At 70.3% G+C, this 15599-nt stretch carries 14 protein-coding genes; 11 read left to right on the top strand and 3 right to left on the bottom strand.

What is annotated here, in order from left to right; genetic code table 11:
* Positions 1-54: 54 nt before the first annotated feature.
* The 9 genes from B7K24_RS01685 (at position 55) to B7K24_RS01645 (ending at position 10409) form a co-directional block, all read left to right on the top strand.
* Complete coding sequence (locus B7K24_RS01685; RefSeq protein WP_084128249.1) at positions 55-684, top strand: DUF4956 domain-containing protein; 630 nt, start codon at positions 55-57, stop codon at positions 682-684.
* On the top strand, positions 681-1487 hold the full coding sequence (locus B7K24_RS01680; protein ID WP_084128247.1) for a VTC domain-containing protein: 807 nt from the start codon (positions 681-683) through the stop codon (positions 1485-1487). Before B7K24_RS01685 ends, B7K24_RS01680 begins: the two co-directional genes overlap by 4 nt.
* A gap of 13 nt (positions 1488-1500) precedes the next feature.
* Complete coding sequence (locus B7K24_RS01675) at positions 1501-3198, top strand: carbohydrate-binding domain-containing protein (protein ID WP_159449101.1); 1698 nt, start codon at positions 1501-1503, stop codon at positions 3196-3198.
* Between the two features lie 132 nt (positions 3199-3330).
* Positions 3331-4827, top strand: a complete 1497-nt coding sequence (locus tag B7K24_RS01670; protein WP_084128243.1) for a DNA-3-methyladenine glycosylase 2 family protein — start codon at positions 3331-3333, stop codon at positions 4825-4827.
* Positions 4814-5299, top strand: coding sequence for a methylated-DNA--[protein]-cysteine S-methyltransferase (locus B7K24_RS01665; protein WP_144268057.1), 486 nt, complete (start codon positions 4814-4816; stop codon positions 5297-5299). Before B7K24_RS01670 ends, B7K24_RS01665 begins: the two co-directional genes overlap by 14 nt.
* Before the next feature lie 58 nt (positions 5300-5357).
* Positions 5358-7220: a glycoside hydrolase family 6 protein gene (locus B7K24_RS01660; protein WP_234986507.1), complete on the top strand. Its 1863-nt coding sequence runs from the start codon at positions 5358-5360 to the stop codon at positions 7218-7220.
* 73 nt (positions 7221-7293) lie between these two features.
* The gene (locus B7K24_RS01655) at positions 7294-7980 is read left to right on the top strand and encodes a 2-C-methyl-D-erythritol 4-phosphate cytidylyltransferase (protein WP_084128239.1); all 687 of its coding nucleotides are present in this window, start codon (positions 7294-7296) and stop codon (positions 7978-7980) included.
* Complete coding sequence (locus B7K24_RS01650) at positions 7973-8680, top strand: SDR family oxidoreductase (protein ID WP_084128237.1); 708 nt, start codon at positions 7973-7975, stop codon at positions 8678-8680. The genes B7K24_RS01655 and B7K24_RS01650 overlap by 8 nt, the downstream gene beginning before the upstream one ends.
* A gap of 7 nt (positions 8681-8687) precedes the next feature.
* A complete protein-coding gene (locus B7K24_RS01645) occupies positions 8688-10409 on the top strand; it encodes a CDP-glycerol glycerophosphotransferase family protein (RefSeq protein ID WP_084128235.1) in 1722 nt (573 codons plus the stop codon).
* Positions 10410-10434: 25 nt separating this feature from the next.
* On the opposite strand, the gene proC is transcribed toward B7K24_RS01645, so the two are convergent.
* Positions 10435-11274 (bottom strand): pyrroline-5-carboxylate reductase, encoded by an 840-nt coding sequence (gene proC / locus B7K24_RS01640; RefSeq protein WP_084128233.1) that lies wholly within the window; start codon positions 11272-11274, stop codon positions 10435-10437.
* Between the two features lie 46 nt (positions 11275-11320).
* Complete coding sequence (locus B7K24_RS01635) at positions 11321-12565, bottom strand: hypothetical protein (RefSeq protein WP_084128232.1); 1245 nt, start codon at positions 12563-12565, stop codon at positions 11321-11323.
* An 84-nt stretch (positions 12566-12649) separates the two neighbouring features.
* Between B7K24_RS01635 and radA the strand changes: the two genes are divergently transcribed.
* Positions 12650-14023 (top strand): DNA repair protein RadA, encoded by a 1374-nt coding sequence (gene radA / locus B7K24_RS01630; RefSeq protein WP_084129200.1) that lies wholly within the window; start codon positions 12650-12652, stop codon positions 14021-14023.
* A 12-nt stretch (positions 14024-14035) separates the two neighbouring features.
* Here the strand turns inward: radA and B7K24_RS01625 are convergent, their stop codons facing one another.
* Positions 14036-14638 carry a hypothetical protein gene (locus B7K24_RS01625; protein WP_084128231.1) on the bottom strand — a complete coding sequence of 201 codons (603 nt, stop codon included), beginning with the start codon at positions 14636-14638 and terminating at the stop codon, positions 14036-14038.
* Positions 14639-14700: 62 nt separating this feature from the next.
* Between B7K24_RS01625 and B7K24_RS01620 the strand changes: the two genes are divergently transcribed.
* On the top strand, positions 14701-15591 hold the full coding sequence (locus B7K24_RS01620; RefSeq protein WP_084129199.1) for an A/G-specific adenine glycosylase: 891 nt from the start codon (positions 14701-14703) through the stop codon (positions 15589-15591).
* Positions 15592-15599 lie beyond the last annotated feature (8 nt).

The raw sequence follows: 15599 nt of genomic DNA, 5'->3' as shown, positions 1-15599 counted from the left end.
ATCAACCGCTCACCCCGAGCCCTAGAAATAGTGCCCTAGAGACCCGAGGCCCCCATGTCCATCTTCCTCCTCATCGCCGCCGACCTCCTCGCCATCAGCGTGCTGGTGTTCGGCCTGTACTTCCCCCGTCACCGCCGGCGCGACATGATCGTCGCGTTCCTCGCGATCAACGTGGGCGTGATGGGGGTCACGTACGCGATGGCCACGGCGGATGTATCGCTCGGCTTTGGACTGGGCATCTTCGCCGTCCTGTCGATCATCCGGCTGCGCTCGACCGAGATGGGTCACGAGGAAATCGCGTACTACTTCACCGCGATCGCGCTCGGCCTGCTGGGCGGCTTCCCCGGCATCAATCAGGCCGTCGGGCTGAGCCTCATGGCGGTCATGCTGGTCATGATGGCGATCGGCGACTCCCCGCGCCTGCTCAGCCGCTACCGCACCCAGCACGTGATGCTCGACACCGCCGTGTCCACCGAAGACGAGGCTCGTCGCGAACTCGAGGACCTCCTGGGCGCCACCGTCCACCGCGTGCGGATCGTCAAGACCGACCTGGTGCAGCAGACCACCCTGTGCGAGGTCAGGTATGAGGCAGGGACGCGCCGCCCGGGCAACCCGACCGCGGAGCCCACCGCAGCATCGGCCGTCCACCGCGACGACATGCTGACGGCCGGGGCTGCACGATGACCACCTGGGACGCCCTGCGCGCCGCATACGCGCCGGTGGGCCTCATGGAGCTCGACGAGACCGCCTCGCTGCAGCGCCGCGTGGACCGCAAGTACCTGGTGACCCCGGCCACGTGGGCGGAGGTCCTCGGTGACCTCGCGCAGGCGCCGCGCGTCCTCGAGATCGATGAGCTGCGCGCCTTCCGCTACGAATCGGTCTATTACGACACCCCCGACCGCGAGAGCTTTCGCGCCGCCGCTCACCGCCGTCCACGTCGGTACAAGGTGCGCACCAGGCGCTACGTCGACACCGGCGGCGCGTCGATCGAGGTCAAGCTCCGCTCCCGCACTGGCGACACCGTCAAGCACCGCGCGTGGCTGACCGAGCAGGACGTGACCACGCCCCATCCCGGCGGCAGCCTGCCGCCCGCCGCGTGGGACTTCGTCGCGAGTTTTCCCCATACGGCCGATGCCGTGGGCGCCTTGGTCACCACGCTCACCACCACGTACGAGCGGACCACGTTGCTGACCGATGACGCCCGCGTCACGGTCGATGAGCGGGTGGTGGGCACGTCCCCCACGGGAGCGGCCGCCGCCTTCACTCACGTCCTCATCGTCGAGACCAAGTCAGCGTCTCGCGCGGGGGAGGTGGACCGCGCCCTGTGGCGCCACGGCGCCCGCCCCCAGAAGGTCTCGAAGTACTGCACGTCTCTGGCGGCGATCGAGACGTCGCTGCCCGCCAACCGCTGGTCGCGCACGCTACGCACCCATGTTCAGTCCGCCGCACCCGTATACCCCGCCGCGCCGGCCCGCGCCGGCGCCTGAGAAAGGCCACCTGATGCGTTACCCCATCGCGAGCTCCCTCGCCGGCATCGGCCTGGGCGCGCTCCTGCTCACCGGTTGCTCCGTCACGGATGACTCCTCGTCGGACGCGACCCTCACCGAGCAGTCCACGACCGACGGCGCCACGGATGGCTCGAAGGCGACGGGCGCCGCGGACGCCGCCGCCGACGAGGAGGCGTCGATCGACCTCACCACGCTGACGGAGGCAACCTCCGTTGACGACCTCGACCTCGAGGACGTCGACCTCGACGCGGATACCGCGACGGTGACGGCGATCACGTTGGCGGACGGCGCCTCCAGCGTGGACGGCGCCGGCGCGAGCGTCGACGGGGACACGGTCACCATCACGGCATCCGGCACCTACGTGCTGAGCGGCTCCCTGAGCGCCGGGCAGGTCGTGGTGGACGCCGACAATGCTCAGGTCACGCTCGTGCTCGACGGCGCGGACATCACGGCGGCCGATGTCGCCGGTATCCAGGTCGTGAACGCCGACTGGGTGGTAGTCGACCTCGCCGACGGCTCGACCAACACCGTGTCGGACGCCGCCGGCGCCGCCGAATCCGACGAGGAGGATGCACCCAACGCCGCGATCTACGCGACCTCCGACCTGTGGATCACCGGGTCGGGCGCGCTTGACGTCAACGGCGTCGCAGCCGACGGCATCACGTCCAAGGACTCGCTCGTCATCGACTCCGGCACCGTGACGGTCGCCGCGACCGACGACGGCATCCGCGGGAAGGACCACCTCGTGATTGGTGGCGGCTCGGTGACCGTCGACTCGGGAGGCGACTCTCTCAAGTCCGACAACGAGGCCGACGCCGATGACGCGAGCGCCCTCGTCGGTCGCATCTGGATCTCGAACGGCGCACTTGATCTGACGTCTGGGTCTGACGCCATGGACGCCTGCAACCAGGTGACCATCGAGGGAGGGGACATCACGATCGCCGCGGAGGACGACGCGGTGCATGCCGACGGCATCCTGCGCGTCACGTCCGGCACCATCGACATCATCGCCTCCTACGAGGGTCTGGAAGGCGCACTCATGTATCTCGACGGCGGCAGCGCGACGGTCGTGTCGAGCGACGACGGGCTCAATGCCTCCGATGGCTCGGGATCGTCGGAGCCCGCGATGGGCGGTGGGACCGACGGCGCCAGGGGCGGCGGCATGGCCCCCGGCGGCGGGGGCGCGGGCGAGCAGGCCTCGGACGCCGCCATCGAGATCACCGGCGGCGAGTGGTTCATCAACGCCACCGGCGACGGCGTGGACTCCAACGGCAACGTCTCCATGACCGGCGGCACTGTCATCGTGGCGGGCCCGACCAGCAATGGCAACGGCGCGGTCGACTACAACGGCACGTTCCAGATCGACGGCGGAACGCTCGTCGCGACGGGCTCCTCAGGCATGGCACAGGCGCCCGACGCAGGTGACCAGGCCGTCATCGGCGTCTCGCTGGGCCAGACGGTGGCGGCGGGAACCGCCATCACAGTGACCGATGCCGACGGGGACCTGATCGCGTCGATCTCGCCGGCCAAGGACACCCAGACGCTCGTCCTCTCCAGCCCCCGTCTGGTGACAGGGGACGCCTATGGCGTCACCTTTGGAGGCGACGTGAGTGGAGACGACACCTTCGGCCTGGTCACCGACGGAACCCTGTCCGGCGGCGAGTCCGCCGGCACCATCGAGGCGGGCTGACCCGGCCCTCCCCGTGCGAAGAGGCAGAGCCCGTCTCTTCGTCCCCGGCGCCGCCATCGGATCCCCCGGTGGCGGCGCCGTCATGTCCGAAAACCGCCAGCCCGCGCGCTCGACGGCAGGCATGCTGGTGCCATGATCACGACCGCCGACTTCGCGACGCGCTATGCAGCGGTTCACAGTCGCGACGCGCGCTTCGACGGCCAGTTCGTGACCGCGGTGCGCTCCACGGGGATCTATTGCCGGCCCTCGTGCCCCGCGCGCACGCCCAAGCCCGAAAACTGCACCTTCTACCTCACCTCCGCCGCCGCGCATCAGGCGGGATACCGCGCCTGCCGCCGGTGCCTGCCGGAGGCGACCCCTGGCAGCCCCGCATGGAATCTGCGCCAGGACGTGGCCGCGCGGGCCATGCGCCTCATCGGTGAGGGAGTCATCGATCGCGAAGGAGTGCCGGGGCTCGCGGCGCGATTGGGATACTCGTCGCGACAGTTGGGCCGCATCCTCGGCGACGAACTCGGTGCCGGTCCGCTCGCCCTCGCTCGCGCTCAGCGTGCCCAGACCGCGCGTCATCTGCTGGTCTCGTCCGGCATGACGGTGGCGGACGTGGCGCACGCGGCCGGCTTCTCGTCGATTCGCCAGTTCAACGACACCGTGCGTGAGGTGTTCGGGATGACGCCCGGCGCCCTGCGTGCGCGCGCCCGACGAACCGAGCGATCGGCGGACGTGGGTGCCGGTGGCCTCACGCTGCGCCTGCCTGTGCGCGCGCCCTTCGACGGCGCTGGCGTGATCGCGTGGCTCGCAGGGCGCGCGATCCCGGGCGTCGAGCATGCGGGCGACGACGGCTACGTACGAAGTATGCGGCTCGCCAACGGACCCTCGGTCGTGACGCTCCGGCCGCGTGACCATGAGGTCGAGATGTCGGTGCGACTGACCGATCTCGCCGACCTCGCCGAGGCGATCGCGCGGGTGCGGCGCCTCCTCGATCTCGATGCCGACCCCGAGGCGGTCGACGCCGCACTGGCAGCGCTCCCGGCCGTCGCCCCGAGCGTCGCGGCTGTGCCGGGAATCCGCATCCCCGGCGCCGTCGATGCGGCCGAGATCCTGGTGCGTGCCATCGCCGGCCAGCAGGTCACGGTCGCCGCGGCGCGCAACGCGGTATCGAAGGTGGCCGCCTTCTGGGGGGAGGCCTTGCCGGCCAGCCTCGCGACGGACACGGTGACGCAGGTGTTTCCCGACGCCGCCGTGCTCGCGGCCCATGCGAGCGAGACCCTGACCGGACCGCGCCGGCGCCGAGCCGCGGTCGCGACCGCCGCCGCGGCTGTGGCCGGCGGCGATCTCATTCTCGACGCCTCCCGCCCGGTCGCCCAGGCGACGGCCGATCTCGAGGCTCTGCCCGGCATCGGCCCCTGGACGTCGCACTATGTGGCGCTGAGATTGCTGGGCGCCACTGATGTGCTCCTCACCGGTGATGTCGCGGTTCGGGCCGGGGCTCGGCAGCTGGGCCTGCCGGCCGACCCACGCGGCCTGACCGCCGCCACCTCCACCGCTGCGCCGTGGCGCAGTTACCTCATGATGCACCTGTGGCGCGCCGCGTCACCTCACCGAACGGATGACGCCCATGCGCCTGCATGACACCCTCGCCACACCCGATGGCCCCTTTGTCGTGATCGAGGAGGACGGCCTGGTCGTCGCCGCCGGGTGGACCGATGACCCCGCCGCGTTGGCGGCGCGCTCGCGCCTGAGCGGCGGGCAGGGCTCGCGCGGAGTCGTACGCGCGGCCGATGCCGTAGCTGGCTATTACGACGGCGATACCCAGGCGGTGAGCAGGGTCGTGGTGGCAACACCGGGCACCGCGTTTCGCGCACGGGTCTGGGAGGCGTTGCGGGCCATTCCCGCGGGCGAGACGCGGACGTACGGACAGGTCGCGGCGGCGCTCGGGTCCCCCGGCGCCAGCCGGGCCGTCGGTGCTGCGTGTGGCGCGAACCCGGTGGCGCTGTTCGTGCCATGCCACCGCGTCACGGGCGCCTCGGGCGCCCTCACCGGGTTTGCCTGGGGCGTGGCGGTCAAGCGGTCGCTGCTGGCACGCGAGGCGTCCCGCGGATGACGTCCTGAAGTACCCGTTTGTCCGCGCGGTGTGGGGCAGTCGTGTGACCATAGTGCTCATGGCGCCCTCGTTCTTGCAGCACCCGTTCCGTGGCTCGCTGACACGGGTGGTGGCCCCGTTCGTGGCCGCGGCCACGATGCTCGGACTCGTGGCCTGCGACGGTGGAGACGACCTGCCCGCGCCGTCGGCGTCGGCCGATGCGCCCACGTCGTCTCCCGTCGACGACGGCGCGACGAGTGCGCCCGGTGTGGTCGAGGGTGACCACCTGGACAACCCGTTTGAGGGCGCGCGGATGTATGTCAATGACGCGTGGGCCGAGAACGTGATCGAGACCGCCGACCGGGTCGAGGACACGTCCATCGCGTCAAAGATGCGCGATGTCGCGCGCCAACCGACCGCGGTGTGGCTCGACTCGATCGGTGCGATTGCGGGCGAGGGCGACGCTCCGGGACTGCGCCACCACCTCGATGCGGCCGTTGCTCAGGCCGAGAGCTCCGGTGACCCGACGGCGCTGACGCTCGTGGTGTATGACCTGCCCGGACGTGACTGCAGCGCCGCCGCCTCCACGGGAGAGCTCGCCGCGACGCAGGAGGGGTTGGCGAGCTACCGACACGACTACATCGACCCCATCGCGTCGATGGTGGCAGAAGAAAAGTACCGTGACCTCCGGATCGTCGCCCTGATCGAGCCCGACTCGCTCGCCAATATCGTGACGAATGGCGATATCGCCGCGTGCGCCGAGGCGGATCCCCTGTACCGCGACGGCGTCGCGTACGCGCTGGACACCTTCGCGCGACTCGCGCACGTCTACTCCTATCTCGACGCCGCCCATGCCGGCTGGTTGGGATGGGACGACAACGCAAGCGCCGCCGCGGCACTGTTTGCCGAGGTCGCCGAGTCCACCGAGGCTGGCCTCGACGCCGTCGACGGCTTCGTGACGAACGTGTCCAACTACACGCCACTCGAGGAGCCGTACCTCACGGACCCCGACCTGCTCGTGGGTGAGGAGCCTGTGAGCGCCGCGACGTTCTATGGCGGCAACGCGGCGTTCGACGAGGCGGACTGGACCGCGAGCCTCTACGACCTCCTCGTGGACGAGGGCTTCCCCGAGTCCACCGGCATGCTCATCGACACCTCGCGCAACGGATGGGGAGGGTCCTCGCGTCCCGTCGCCGCGGCGTCGAGCGACTCCGTGGATGCGTTGGTCGAGGCCTCGAAGGTCGACCGCAGGTGGCACCGGTCCGCCTGGTGCAATCAGAAGGGCGCGGGGCTCGGACGCCTGCCACAGGCCCTTCCGGCGGGCTTCCCTGGCTCGCATCTGGATGCATTGATTTGGGCCAAGCCACCGGGTGAGTCCGACGGCGCGAGTTCGGCCGCGAGCGGTGACGGTGACGTCGCCCTTGACCCGATGTGCGACCCCCAGCACACGTCGGAGCAGTTGGGCGGCAGGCCCACCAATGCGATGGGGGATGCCCCGGCCGCGGGTGAATGGTTCGCGCAGCAGTTGTCGGACCTGGTGGCCAACGCCTACCCGGCCATCGGATCGCCGCAGCCATCGCCGCGCGACCCCGACGAGGACGAAGAGGCCGAGGCTCCTGACGCCACCGCGGACCCGGAGGCAGGGGTCGGCAGTTGCAGCGCCACGCTTGACCTGCGAGACGTGTGGTCGACCGGCTTCGTCGCGGATGTCACCGTGACGGCGAATACCCCGGTGTCGGGCTGGACCGTCGCCGTGTCGCTTCCCGACGGCACCCGCATCGTCGACCAGTGGACCGGAGAATTCTCGGCCACGTCCGGATCGTTGTCGGTGAGTGACGCCGGCTGGAACGGCCCGCTCGAGGCCGGTAGTTCCGCCACCTTCGGGTTCACCGGACGCGGCGACGCCCCGGCGCCCGGCGCGCTGGCGTGTACGGCCCGCTAGGAGTTCCGCAGCCCCCGTGCTGCGCGGCCAACTAGACTATGGGCGACCAATCACGAGACCTATCGGAGCGAATGTGATCTCCTTACTTCTGCTGAACGGCGGTGTGGGTGCCCGGGCGAAGACGGCCGGACCCAAGCAGTTCGTCAAGATCAATGGCGTGCCGATCCTGGTGTACGCCCTCAAGGAGGCCGACGAGGTCGAGGCGATCAGCCAGATCGTCGTCAACTACCCCGAGGGTCACCTCGAGACCGTTCAGCAGATCGTGAAGGACTACGCCATTCACACGCCCGTCGTGTACGCCGAGGCTGGCGCGACCCGCCAGGCCTCCGTGGCTCGCCTGCTCGATGCCGCGACCAACGACGTCGTGATCATCCACGAGTCCGCGCGTCCGCTCGTCAAGGCCGCCGACTTCCGCGAACTCGCCGAGTCGAGCCACGCGAACGTCGGCTTCATGCGTGAGATCTCCTTCACCGTTGCGCCCGTGGACCCCGAGACGCAGCGGGTCACCGGTTCGCTCGAACGCGCCCGCCTGCGCAACGTGCAGCTCCCGCAGAAGTTCGCCAAGGCGGACCTGCGCGCGGGCCACGACTTCGCGATCCGCGAAGACCGCTTCTACACCGAGGACGCCACCATGTGCGCGGACGCCGGCATCGATGTGTTCTTCATCGAGGGTGACGAGCGCAACCTCAAGGTGACCACCCCCGGCGACGTCAACCTCGCCACCCACCTCCTTCGTCACGAGGGGGAAGAGGATGTCTAAGACCGCCCTTGTCACCGGTGCCTCGAAGGGCATCGGCCTCGAGACCGTGCGCAGGCTTGCCGCCTCGGACCTCGACATCACGACCATTGTCCTCATGGCACGCGCCTCACAGGCGTACGACGAGAACTTCGCGGCCCTCGAGGACGAGGTCCCCGCTCACGTCACCCTCGTGCGCGAAACCGTTGACGTCGGTGATCGCCCGGCGCTGATTGACGCCGTCGCGCGCGTCTACGGCGAGGTCGGCAACATCGACTTCCTCATCAACAATGCGGGCTACACCAACCCGGTGCCGATTCACCAGGTTGATTTCGCCGACTTTGAGCGCACCATCGCGGTCAACGTGTACGGGCCGTTCACGCTCGTGCAGGAACTGTTGCACCTCGGTAATCGCTTCGAGGTCATCGTCAACATCGCCTCCACCGCAGGCATCGGCGGTCGCTCGGGTTGGCTGACCTACTCGGCGTCGAAGGCTGCGGTCATCAACATGTCTGAGGTCATGCGTGATGAGCTGAAGATCTTCGGCACCCGCGTGGTGTGCCTGTCGCCGGGGCGTACCGCGACGGACCTGCGCAAGGTGCTCGCGCCGGACGAGGACCCGACGACGATCATGCAGCCGCAGCACGTGGCGCAGGTGATCGAGACGATGCTCGGACCCACGGGACAGTACGTGGACCAGCAGAACGTCATCGTCCGCCAGTAGCCAGCCGATGGTTTCTCCCCTGAAGGGTCTTCTCAAGCCGCGTCGTCTGCTCGCCCTGGCCCTCGCGGCCGTGGTGGCGACGGCCACCGCGCTGGAGGCGTCATGGCTTGTGCCTGCCGTCTTCGTGCTCGTGGTGGCGATGATCGCGCTGCCCCTCACGCAGCCGGTCGGCCCGTCGATGCAGGCGCGCCTGCCCTCGACGGGCCTGCTGGCGCGCTTCGCCGCGGGGGCGGGGCGCTCGTCCGCGGCGATGTGGCTGTCCCTGGGAACCCTGGGTACCGCCGCGGCGCTGCGCGAGGACGGGCTCGACTGGGTCATCGGACTCGTGGTCCTGATCGGCGGCGCGGCGACGGCGCTGTCCTCTTTCGCGGCGCGGCCGGCCACCAGGGGTGACCTGCGCCTGAGCACCACGGCCGACTCCGTGTCGTCGTCGTTGCCCTGGGCACTGTCCTTGCTGTCCGCGGGGGCGATTCTGACGCTGCCCGCCCTTGCCCTGTGGCCCGGCGACGCCGCCGCCGTCGTGGCGTCGGCATCGGCCGCCTGTGCCGCGGTGGGGGCCGTCCTCGTGTTGCGCCGCCTCGCGCGCCGGGGACGCTCGCGCGAGCGAGTGCTGGAGCACATCGCCACCCTCGAACCCGCCTTCTGCGTGTATCAGTCGGGGCCGCACGGCTCGGCGTATCAACTACAGATGTGGCTGCCGTACCTCGAGGCGACGGGGCTTCCCTACGTCATCGTGGCGCGCCAGGAGGCGCTGTTCACCGAGCTGCGTGCGCTCACCGACCGCCCGGTCATCTACGCCGGCTCGCTGCGCGCCGTCGACGAGGTGTTGGCGCACTGCGGTGGCACCGTCGTCTACGTCAATAACGCGGCGACGAACACCCACGCGGTGCGTCGTTACCAGCTTCACCACGTGCAGATCCTCCACGGCGACTCGGACAAGGCATCCAGCCGCAATCCCATGAGCGCGATGTACGACGAGCTCTGGGTCGCGGGCCAGGCCGCCATCGACCGTTACTGGGATCTGGGCATCGACATCCCCGCCCAGCGCTTCAGGATCGTGGGACGCCCCCAGGTCACGGGCATCGAGGGGCCGCGCGTGCGCGGCGCGAACGAGCCTCGCGTCGCGCTGTACGCCCCCACGTGGAACGGGTTCTTCGGCGACGCGAACTACTCGTCCCTGCCGCATGGCCGCGCCATCGTGCAGGCCCTGCTGGACGAGGGGATGACGGTCATCTTCCGTGAGCACCCGTACTCGTCGGGGTCGGCTCAGTTGCGCGCCGCGATCGCTCAGATCCACGCGCTTCTCGAGGCCGATGCACGCCGCACCGGCCGCGCCCACCGCTACGGCCCCGAGCTGTTTGCTGAACTCGATCTCGTCGGGTGCTTCAACGCCTCTGACCTGGCCGTCACCGACATCTCGGCCGTCCCCAACGATTACCTGTTCAGTGGCAAGCCCTTCGCCATCATGGAGATGCAGCCTGACACGCTGGTGAGGGTCGAGGGGCGACCCACTCTTGCCGCGGCCGCGTACACGGCGACGCCTGCCGACGACATCTCCGCCTGGATCGGTGCGCTCGTGCGCGATGAGACGAAGGCCCCTGCCCGACGGGCGGCCCGCGAGCACTACCTCGGGCCCTTTGAGCGCGACGGGTATGCCGACGTGTTCGTGACCGCGCTGCGCGACACGGTCGCGGCGCACGAGTTCCACGGCGAACTGTCGACCGAATAAAGGCGCGGGCCGAGGCCGCGAGGACTCAGCCCAACTCTTCGGCGAGCTGACGCGAGCGCTTGGCGGCGGCATCGGCCCCCGCGGCGACCACACCGTCGAGTCCGGCGTCGGACAGCGCCTTCAGCGCGGCGATCGTGGTGCCGCCGGGGGACGAGACGCGCTTGCGCAGGACATCGGGCGTGTCCCCCGTGTCGACGAGCAGCCGCGCGGCGCCCAGGAACGTCTGAGCGGCGAGCTGCGTCGCGAGTTCCCGGTCGAGGCCCTGACCCACGCCCGCCTCGGTGAGCGCCTCGACGAACGCGTAGAAGTATGCCGGCCCCGACCCGGCGATGGCGGTCACGGTATCCATCTGACTCTCGTCCACCGTGACGACAAGACCCGTCGCCTTGAGCATGTCCGTCGCGAGCGCCATATGACCCTCATCGGCGTGGGCACCCGCCGTGATGGCCGTGGCGCCGTGGCCGATGATCGACGGCGTGTTGGGCATGGAGCGCACCACCGGCGCCCCGCCCGGCAGTCGTTCCTCGTAGAACGAGGTGGTCAGGCCCGCGACGACCGTGTGGATGAGCGCTCCGGGGCGATACACCGGTGCGATGTGCGTGAGGGCCTCTTCCGTGTCGTAGACCTTGACGGCGATCACGATCACATCCGCGTCGACGACCGCTGCGGCGATGTCGGAGCCGACGGCAATGCCATGGCCCTCGGCGAGTGCTGCCGCCCTCGCCGAATCGCGTTCGACGACGGTGATGTGGTCGACGGGCCAGCCGGCGACACGCAGGGCAGTCACCATGGTGCCGCCCATGACCCCGCCGCCAATGATGGTGACGCGAGGTGTGGTCGGGGACGTCGGTGTCGACTCGCTCATGTCGCCAGGGTAGTACCGCAGCCGCCGAACGCGTCGGGACCTGCCGCTAGAGCGGGAACTGAATCCAGAACTCTTCCAGGGCATCTGCCGGGCCGCTGAGGACAAAGACCGCCGTGCCATTGCGCCACACGTAGGACGCCGGCTCGCCCGTGAGGGTGACGCGCTGGCCCACCTGGGCGCCGCCCGCCGTGACGGGCTGGCTGTCCGTGCCGCCCTGTGACAGGGCGTCGAACTGCTCGGTCGCGTCTGCCTCGTCGTAGTGCTGGAGGGCTCGCAGCTCGAGCGTGGTCTCGCCGTCGGAGTAGGTGAGGTCGTCGACCTCCGCCACGCGGGTCTCGAGCCCTGCCGCATCCTCCTCGACCATGGTGGCCTCCGTCATGGAGTACACGCCGACGGTGGCGGGCATCGCGGCCAGGAAGTCGGTGGGGTTCTCCAGCGTCACCGGCTCGACGGTGGGCTCCGCGGCAACCTCCACGACTCGTGGCGCCGCAATCTCGACGTCCTCCGCGGGAGGGGACACGAGCGTGTAGGCGACGTAGATGATGCCGCCCAGCACGATGAGGCCGACGAGGGTGAGGAAGATGGCTCCGCGATACCACGGGGTGGAGTGCTCGTCCGTGGGGGGCGGGGGGACTGCGCTGTCGTCGCCGCCGCTGGCGTCGGGGGCTGGCGCCGGAGCCGCATCCCGGTGCGGATCAGGGTCGGCGTCGGCGTCGGCGGCGGCGGCGTCCGACCACTCCGACGTGGTGGCGTCCTCGGCGGTCACGGGATCCGGCGTGGCCTCGGCGAGGGCAGACGCCGCGGTACCGGGAAACAGGTCCGGGGTGTGCGCGGCGCTCGCCGCGGCCCACGACGCCGCGGACTCCGGCGCGTTGCTCCGAGGATCGCCGGCGAACCACGCGGGCTGGGGTGCCACGCCCTCTTCGGGCTGGAACGTGAGCGGCGGGCTTGCGTGGGAGACCTGCGGAATCGCTCCCGAGGCCGACAACGAGGCTCGTCGCACCGCATCGTCCCCGAGCGCACGGACCGGGTCGGTGGGCGAGGCGTCGGTGCTGGGGGCGCTCGCGTCGGTGGCGGTCCAGGCGGTCGTGCCAGCTGTCGGCAGAATCTCTTCGCTGTCGGGCTGGTCCACGGGCGCGAGGATGTCGGCGTCGCCACCAGGGACGTCTTGCGGCACCACGGGAATCGAGCCCGTCGTGGGCACGGCGGGCTTCGAGGGAGCCACGTGACCGCGTGCCTGCTCGGGTGCGTGACCGGACACGTCCTGGGCGTTCGCCTTGTCATCAGCCATGGTGCCCAGACTACGGCGCGGACCCGGAATGGGTGCAGAGTCCCACGTCCGTGCGTGTCAGACCCACGCAGTACCGTGAGCGGCATGGCCTCACCGTCCCGTACCGCGCGCCCCGCCTACCGCTGCACCGAGTGCGGCTGGACCGCCGCCAAGTGGGTCGGGCGGTGCGGCGAATGCCAAGCGTGGGGGACGGTCAGTGAGGCGGGGTCCGCGCCTGCGGGCCCGGCGACAAAGGCGACCTCCGTGCGCACGCCCGCCACTCCGATCGCCGAGGTTTCCGCGAGCGCCTCGGCCCGCCGCTCGACCGGCGTAGGGGAGTTCGACCGGGTTCTGGGGGGAGGGCTCGTCCCCGGCGCGGCGATCCTTCTCGCCGGTGAGCCGGGAGTGGGCAAGTCCACCCTGTTGCTCGATGTCGCCGCGCGCGCCGCGCGTGAGGGACAGCGGGTGCTGTACGTCACAGGTGAGGAGTCGGCGGGACAGGTGCGCCTGCGCGCCGAGCGCATCGGTGCACTCGAGCAAGGGCTGCTGCTGGCGGCGGAGACGGACCTCGGCAGCGTGCTGGGGCACATCGAGGCGAGCGAGCCCGCGCTCCTGATGGTCGACTCGATCCAGACGATTGCGTCCGCAGAGGTCGACGGCACGCCGGGCGGAGTGGGCCAGGTCAGGGAGGTGGCGTCGGCCCTTATTCAGGCCGCGAAGACCCGCGGCCTCGCCATGGTGTTGGTGGGCCACGTCACGAAGGATGGCAGTGTCGCGGGACCCCGGCTGGTCGAACACCTCGTGGACGTGGTGTGCCAGTTTGAAGGGGAGCAGCACTCCCAGCTGCGGCTGCTACGCGCGATCAAGAACCGCTTCGGTTCGGTCGACGAGGTGGGGTGCTTTCAACTCCATGACGGAGGCATCGAGGGGGTGGCCGACCCGTCTGGGCTGTTCCTGTCGCGCGAGGACGTGCAGGTTCCCGGCACCTGCGCGACCATCACGATCGACGGCAAACGCCCTCTTCCCGCAGAGATCCAGGCTCTCGTCGCGCCCAGCGCCCTGTCGAACCCGCGCCGCGCGACCAGCGGCATCGACTCCGCCCGGGTCGCGATGATCCTCGCCGTCCTTCACCGGCGCGTGGGCCTGGCCGTCGCCGCGGATGACGTCTATGTGTCCACCATCGGTGGTGCGCGGGTGACGGAACCGGGAGCGGACGTCGCACTCGCGCTTGCGTTGGCATCGGCCCGTGCCGACGTCCCCGTGCGTCGGGGCTTCGCCGCGATCGGGGAGGTCGCGCTGTCGGGTGCGGTGCGTCCCGTGAACGCGATGGCGCAGCGCATTGCCGAGGCGGCACGCCTGGGGTTCACCGATGTCATCGTGCCCGAATCGACGGGTGCGTCCAAGGATCCCGCCGGCGTGCGGGTGCACCGGGTGCAGACGCTGCGCGAGGCGGTGGCCGCCGCCTTGCCGCGCGAGTGATGCGCGCGTGCGTTACGCGGTGAGTTCGAACTGGACCTCGTCGGCGGGAATGCCCCCGATGGACGCGGCGACCCAGTAACTGCCGGCGTCCCACGGCGCGATCACCGTGCACGTGTCGTCGTACCGCTCGCCTGACCACATGAGTTGGAGCGTCTTGCGGTCGTCCGGCTGGAGGATCCAGGTCGCGTCACCAAAGCCCGGGTCCTCTTCGCACCACGTCGAGGAGTAGTACTGCTGGTCGCCGGAGCGGATGGCAAGCTCGGTGCCCTCGGCGGTGGTCGCCAGGGTGCAGGGGGAGCTTCCGGTGTGTTCGACGACGACCTCGAAGGCGGGGGTGGTGCCCTCCGCCACGGGGTTGGGCGTGGCGGCCACGGTGAGGGTGGCATCGGCCTCAACGCATGGCCGGCTCGGATCAGGTGCGGCGTCGGCGGTGGCCTGCGGTGACGTCGAGATGTCGGTGACGGGCGCCTCCGCCTCGTCTCCCGAACCGAGCAACGATGTCACGATGAACCACCCGGCGATGACCAGCACCGCGACGACCACCAGCACCAAGAGTCGGCGCACCCAATAGACGCCGGCAGGTTGGTCACCCACCGGCTTACGCAGCCCGTCCATGAGGTCCTCCTCACATCGTCCCTGTCACGGTAGCGCCGCCTGGCGCTGGAATGATGGAGGGCATGCCGCCCGCCCCCGTCCTCGACGTACGCGTCGCGAGTGTCCTCGATTGGTTCGCGACTGAGGCGCGCGATCTGCCGTGGCGTCACGACGACTGTTCGCCATGGGGCGTGCTGGTGTCGGAGGTCATGCTGCAGCAGACCCCGGTGGTCCGTGTGGAGCCCGTGTGGCGCGAGTGGATGCGCCGTTGGCCCACGCCCGGAGACCTCGCGGCAGCCACGCAGGCCGATGCCGTTCGTGCCTGGGGACGGCTCGGCTACCCCCGGCGAGCCAAACGGTTGTGGGAGTGCGCGGTGACGCTGGCGGCGCACCACGACGGCGCGGTGCCGCGGGACGAGGAGGAGCTGCTCGCCCTGCCCGGCATCGGGGCCTACACGGCCGCCGCCATCCGGGCGTTCGCGTTCGGTGAGCGTGACGTGGTGCTCGATACCAACGTGCGGCGGGTCATCGGCCGTGCGTGGAGAGCGCAACCGCTGCCTCCGGCGCACCTCACCCGCGGCGAGCGCGAACACGCCGCCTCGCTGGTGCCCGACGATGCCGCCGCATCCGTCGCGTGGAACGCGGGTGCGATGGAGTTGGGCGCACTGGTGTGCACCGCACGCGCCCCGCGGTGTGCCGAGTGCGTGATTGCGTCCGACTGTGCGTGGCTCGCCGCCGGCTCGCCCGGGCTCGATGCGGCGCCGCGGCGCACGCAGCCGTGGCATGGAACGGACCGGCAGGTGCGCGGTCGCATCATGGCGCTGTTGCGCGCGGCCGATGCACCACTGAACATTTCCGGTCAGGCGTCACTCGAGGACATCGAGCCCGGGCAGCTCGACGCCTGTCTCGCTTCGCTCGTGTCCGATGGCCTCGTGACGGTGGCCGATGAGGGGCGCGGCCTGTACTCGCTGTAGCGGCACCG

Source organism: Demequina sp. NBRC 110055 (genome assembly GCF_002090135.1).
Classification (GTDB): domain Bacteria; phylum Actinomycetota; class Actinomycetes; order Actinomycetales; family Demequinaceae; genus Demequina.
The sequence above is the reverse complement of the archived record's forward strand: the minus strand, read 5'-3'. Positions and strand labels throughout refer to the sequence as shown.

What these genes read in the sequence shown, in the direction of transcription:
- B7K24_RS01635 (WP_084128232.1), bottom strand. Translation starts at nt 12,565, where the DNA reads ATGGCTGATGACAAGGCGAACGCCCAGGACGTGTCCGGTCACGCACCC.
- B7K24_RS01680 (WP_084128247.1), top strand. Translation starts at nt 681, where the DNA reads ATGACCACCTGGGACGCCCTGCGCGCCGCATACGCGCCGGTGGGCCTC.
- B7K24_RS01625 (WP_084128231.1), bottom strand. Translation starts at nt 14,638, where the DNA reads ATGGACGGGCTGCGTAAGCCGGTGGGTGACCAACCTGCCGGCGTCTAT.
- B7K24_RS01685 (WP_084128249.1), top strand. Translation starts at nt 55, where the DNA reads ATGTCCATCTTCCTCCTCATCGCCGCCGACCTCCTCGCCATCAGCGTG.
- B7K24_RS01660 (WP_234986507.1), top strand. Translation starts at nt 5,358, where the DNA reads ATGGCGCCCTCGTTCTTGCAGCACCCGTTCCGTGGCTCGCTGACACGG.
- B7K24_RS01670 (WP_084128243.1), top strand. Translation starts at nt 3,331, where the DNA reads ATGATCACGACCGCCGACTTCGCGACGCGCTATGCAGCGGTTCACAGT.
- B7K24_RS01645 (WP_084128235.1), top strand. Translation starts at nt 8,688, where the DNA reads ATGGTTTCTCCCCTGAAGGGTCTTCTCAAGCCGCGTCGTCTGCTCGCC.
- B7K24_RS01620 (WP_084129199.1), top strand. Translation starts at nt 14,701, where the DNA reads ATGCCGCCCGCCCCCGTCCTCGACGTACGCGTCGCGAGTGTCCTCGAT.
- B7K24_RS01650 (WP_084128237.1), top strand. Translation starts at nt 7,973, where the DNA reads ATGTCTAAGACCGCCCTTGTCACCGGTGCCTCGAAGGGCATCGGCCTC.
- B7K24_RS01665 (WP_144268057.1), top strand. Translation starts at nt 4,814, where the DNA reads ATGCGCCTGCATGACACCCTCGCCACACCCGATGGCCCCTTTGTCGTG.
- proC (WP_084128233.1), bottom strand. Translation starts at nt 11,274, where the DNA reads ATGAGCGAGTCGACACCGACGTCCCCGACCACACCTCGCGTCACCATC.
- B7K24_RS01675 (WP_159449101.1), top strand. Translation starts at nt 1,501, where the DNA reads ATGCGTTACCCCATCGCGAGCTCCCTCGCCGGCATCGGCCTGGGCGCG.
- radA (WP_084129200.1), top strand. Translation starts at nt 12,650, where the DNA reads ATGGCCTCACCGTCCCGTACCGCGCGCCCCGCCTACCGCTGCACCGAG.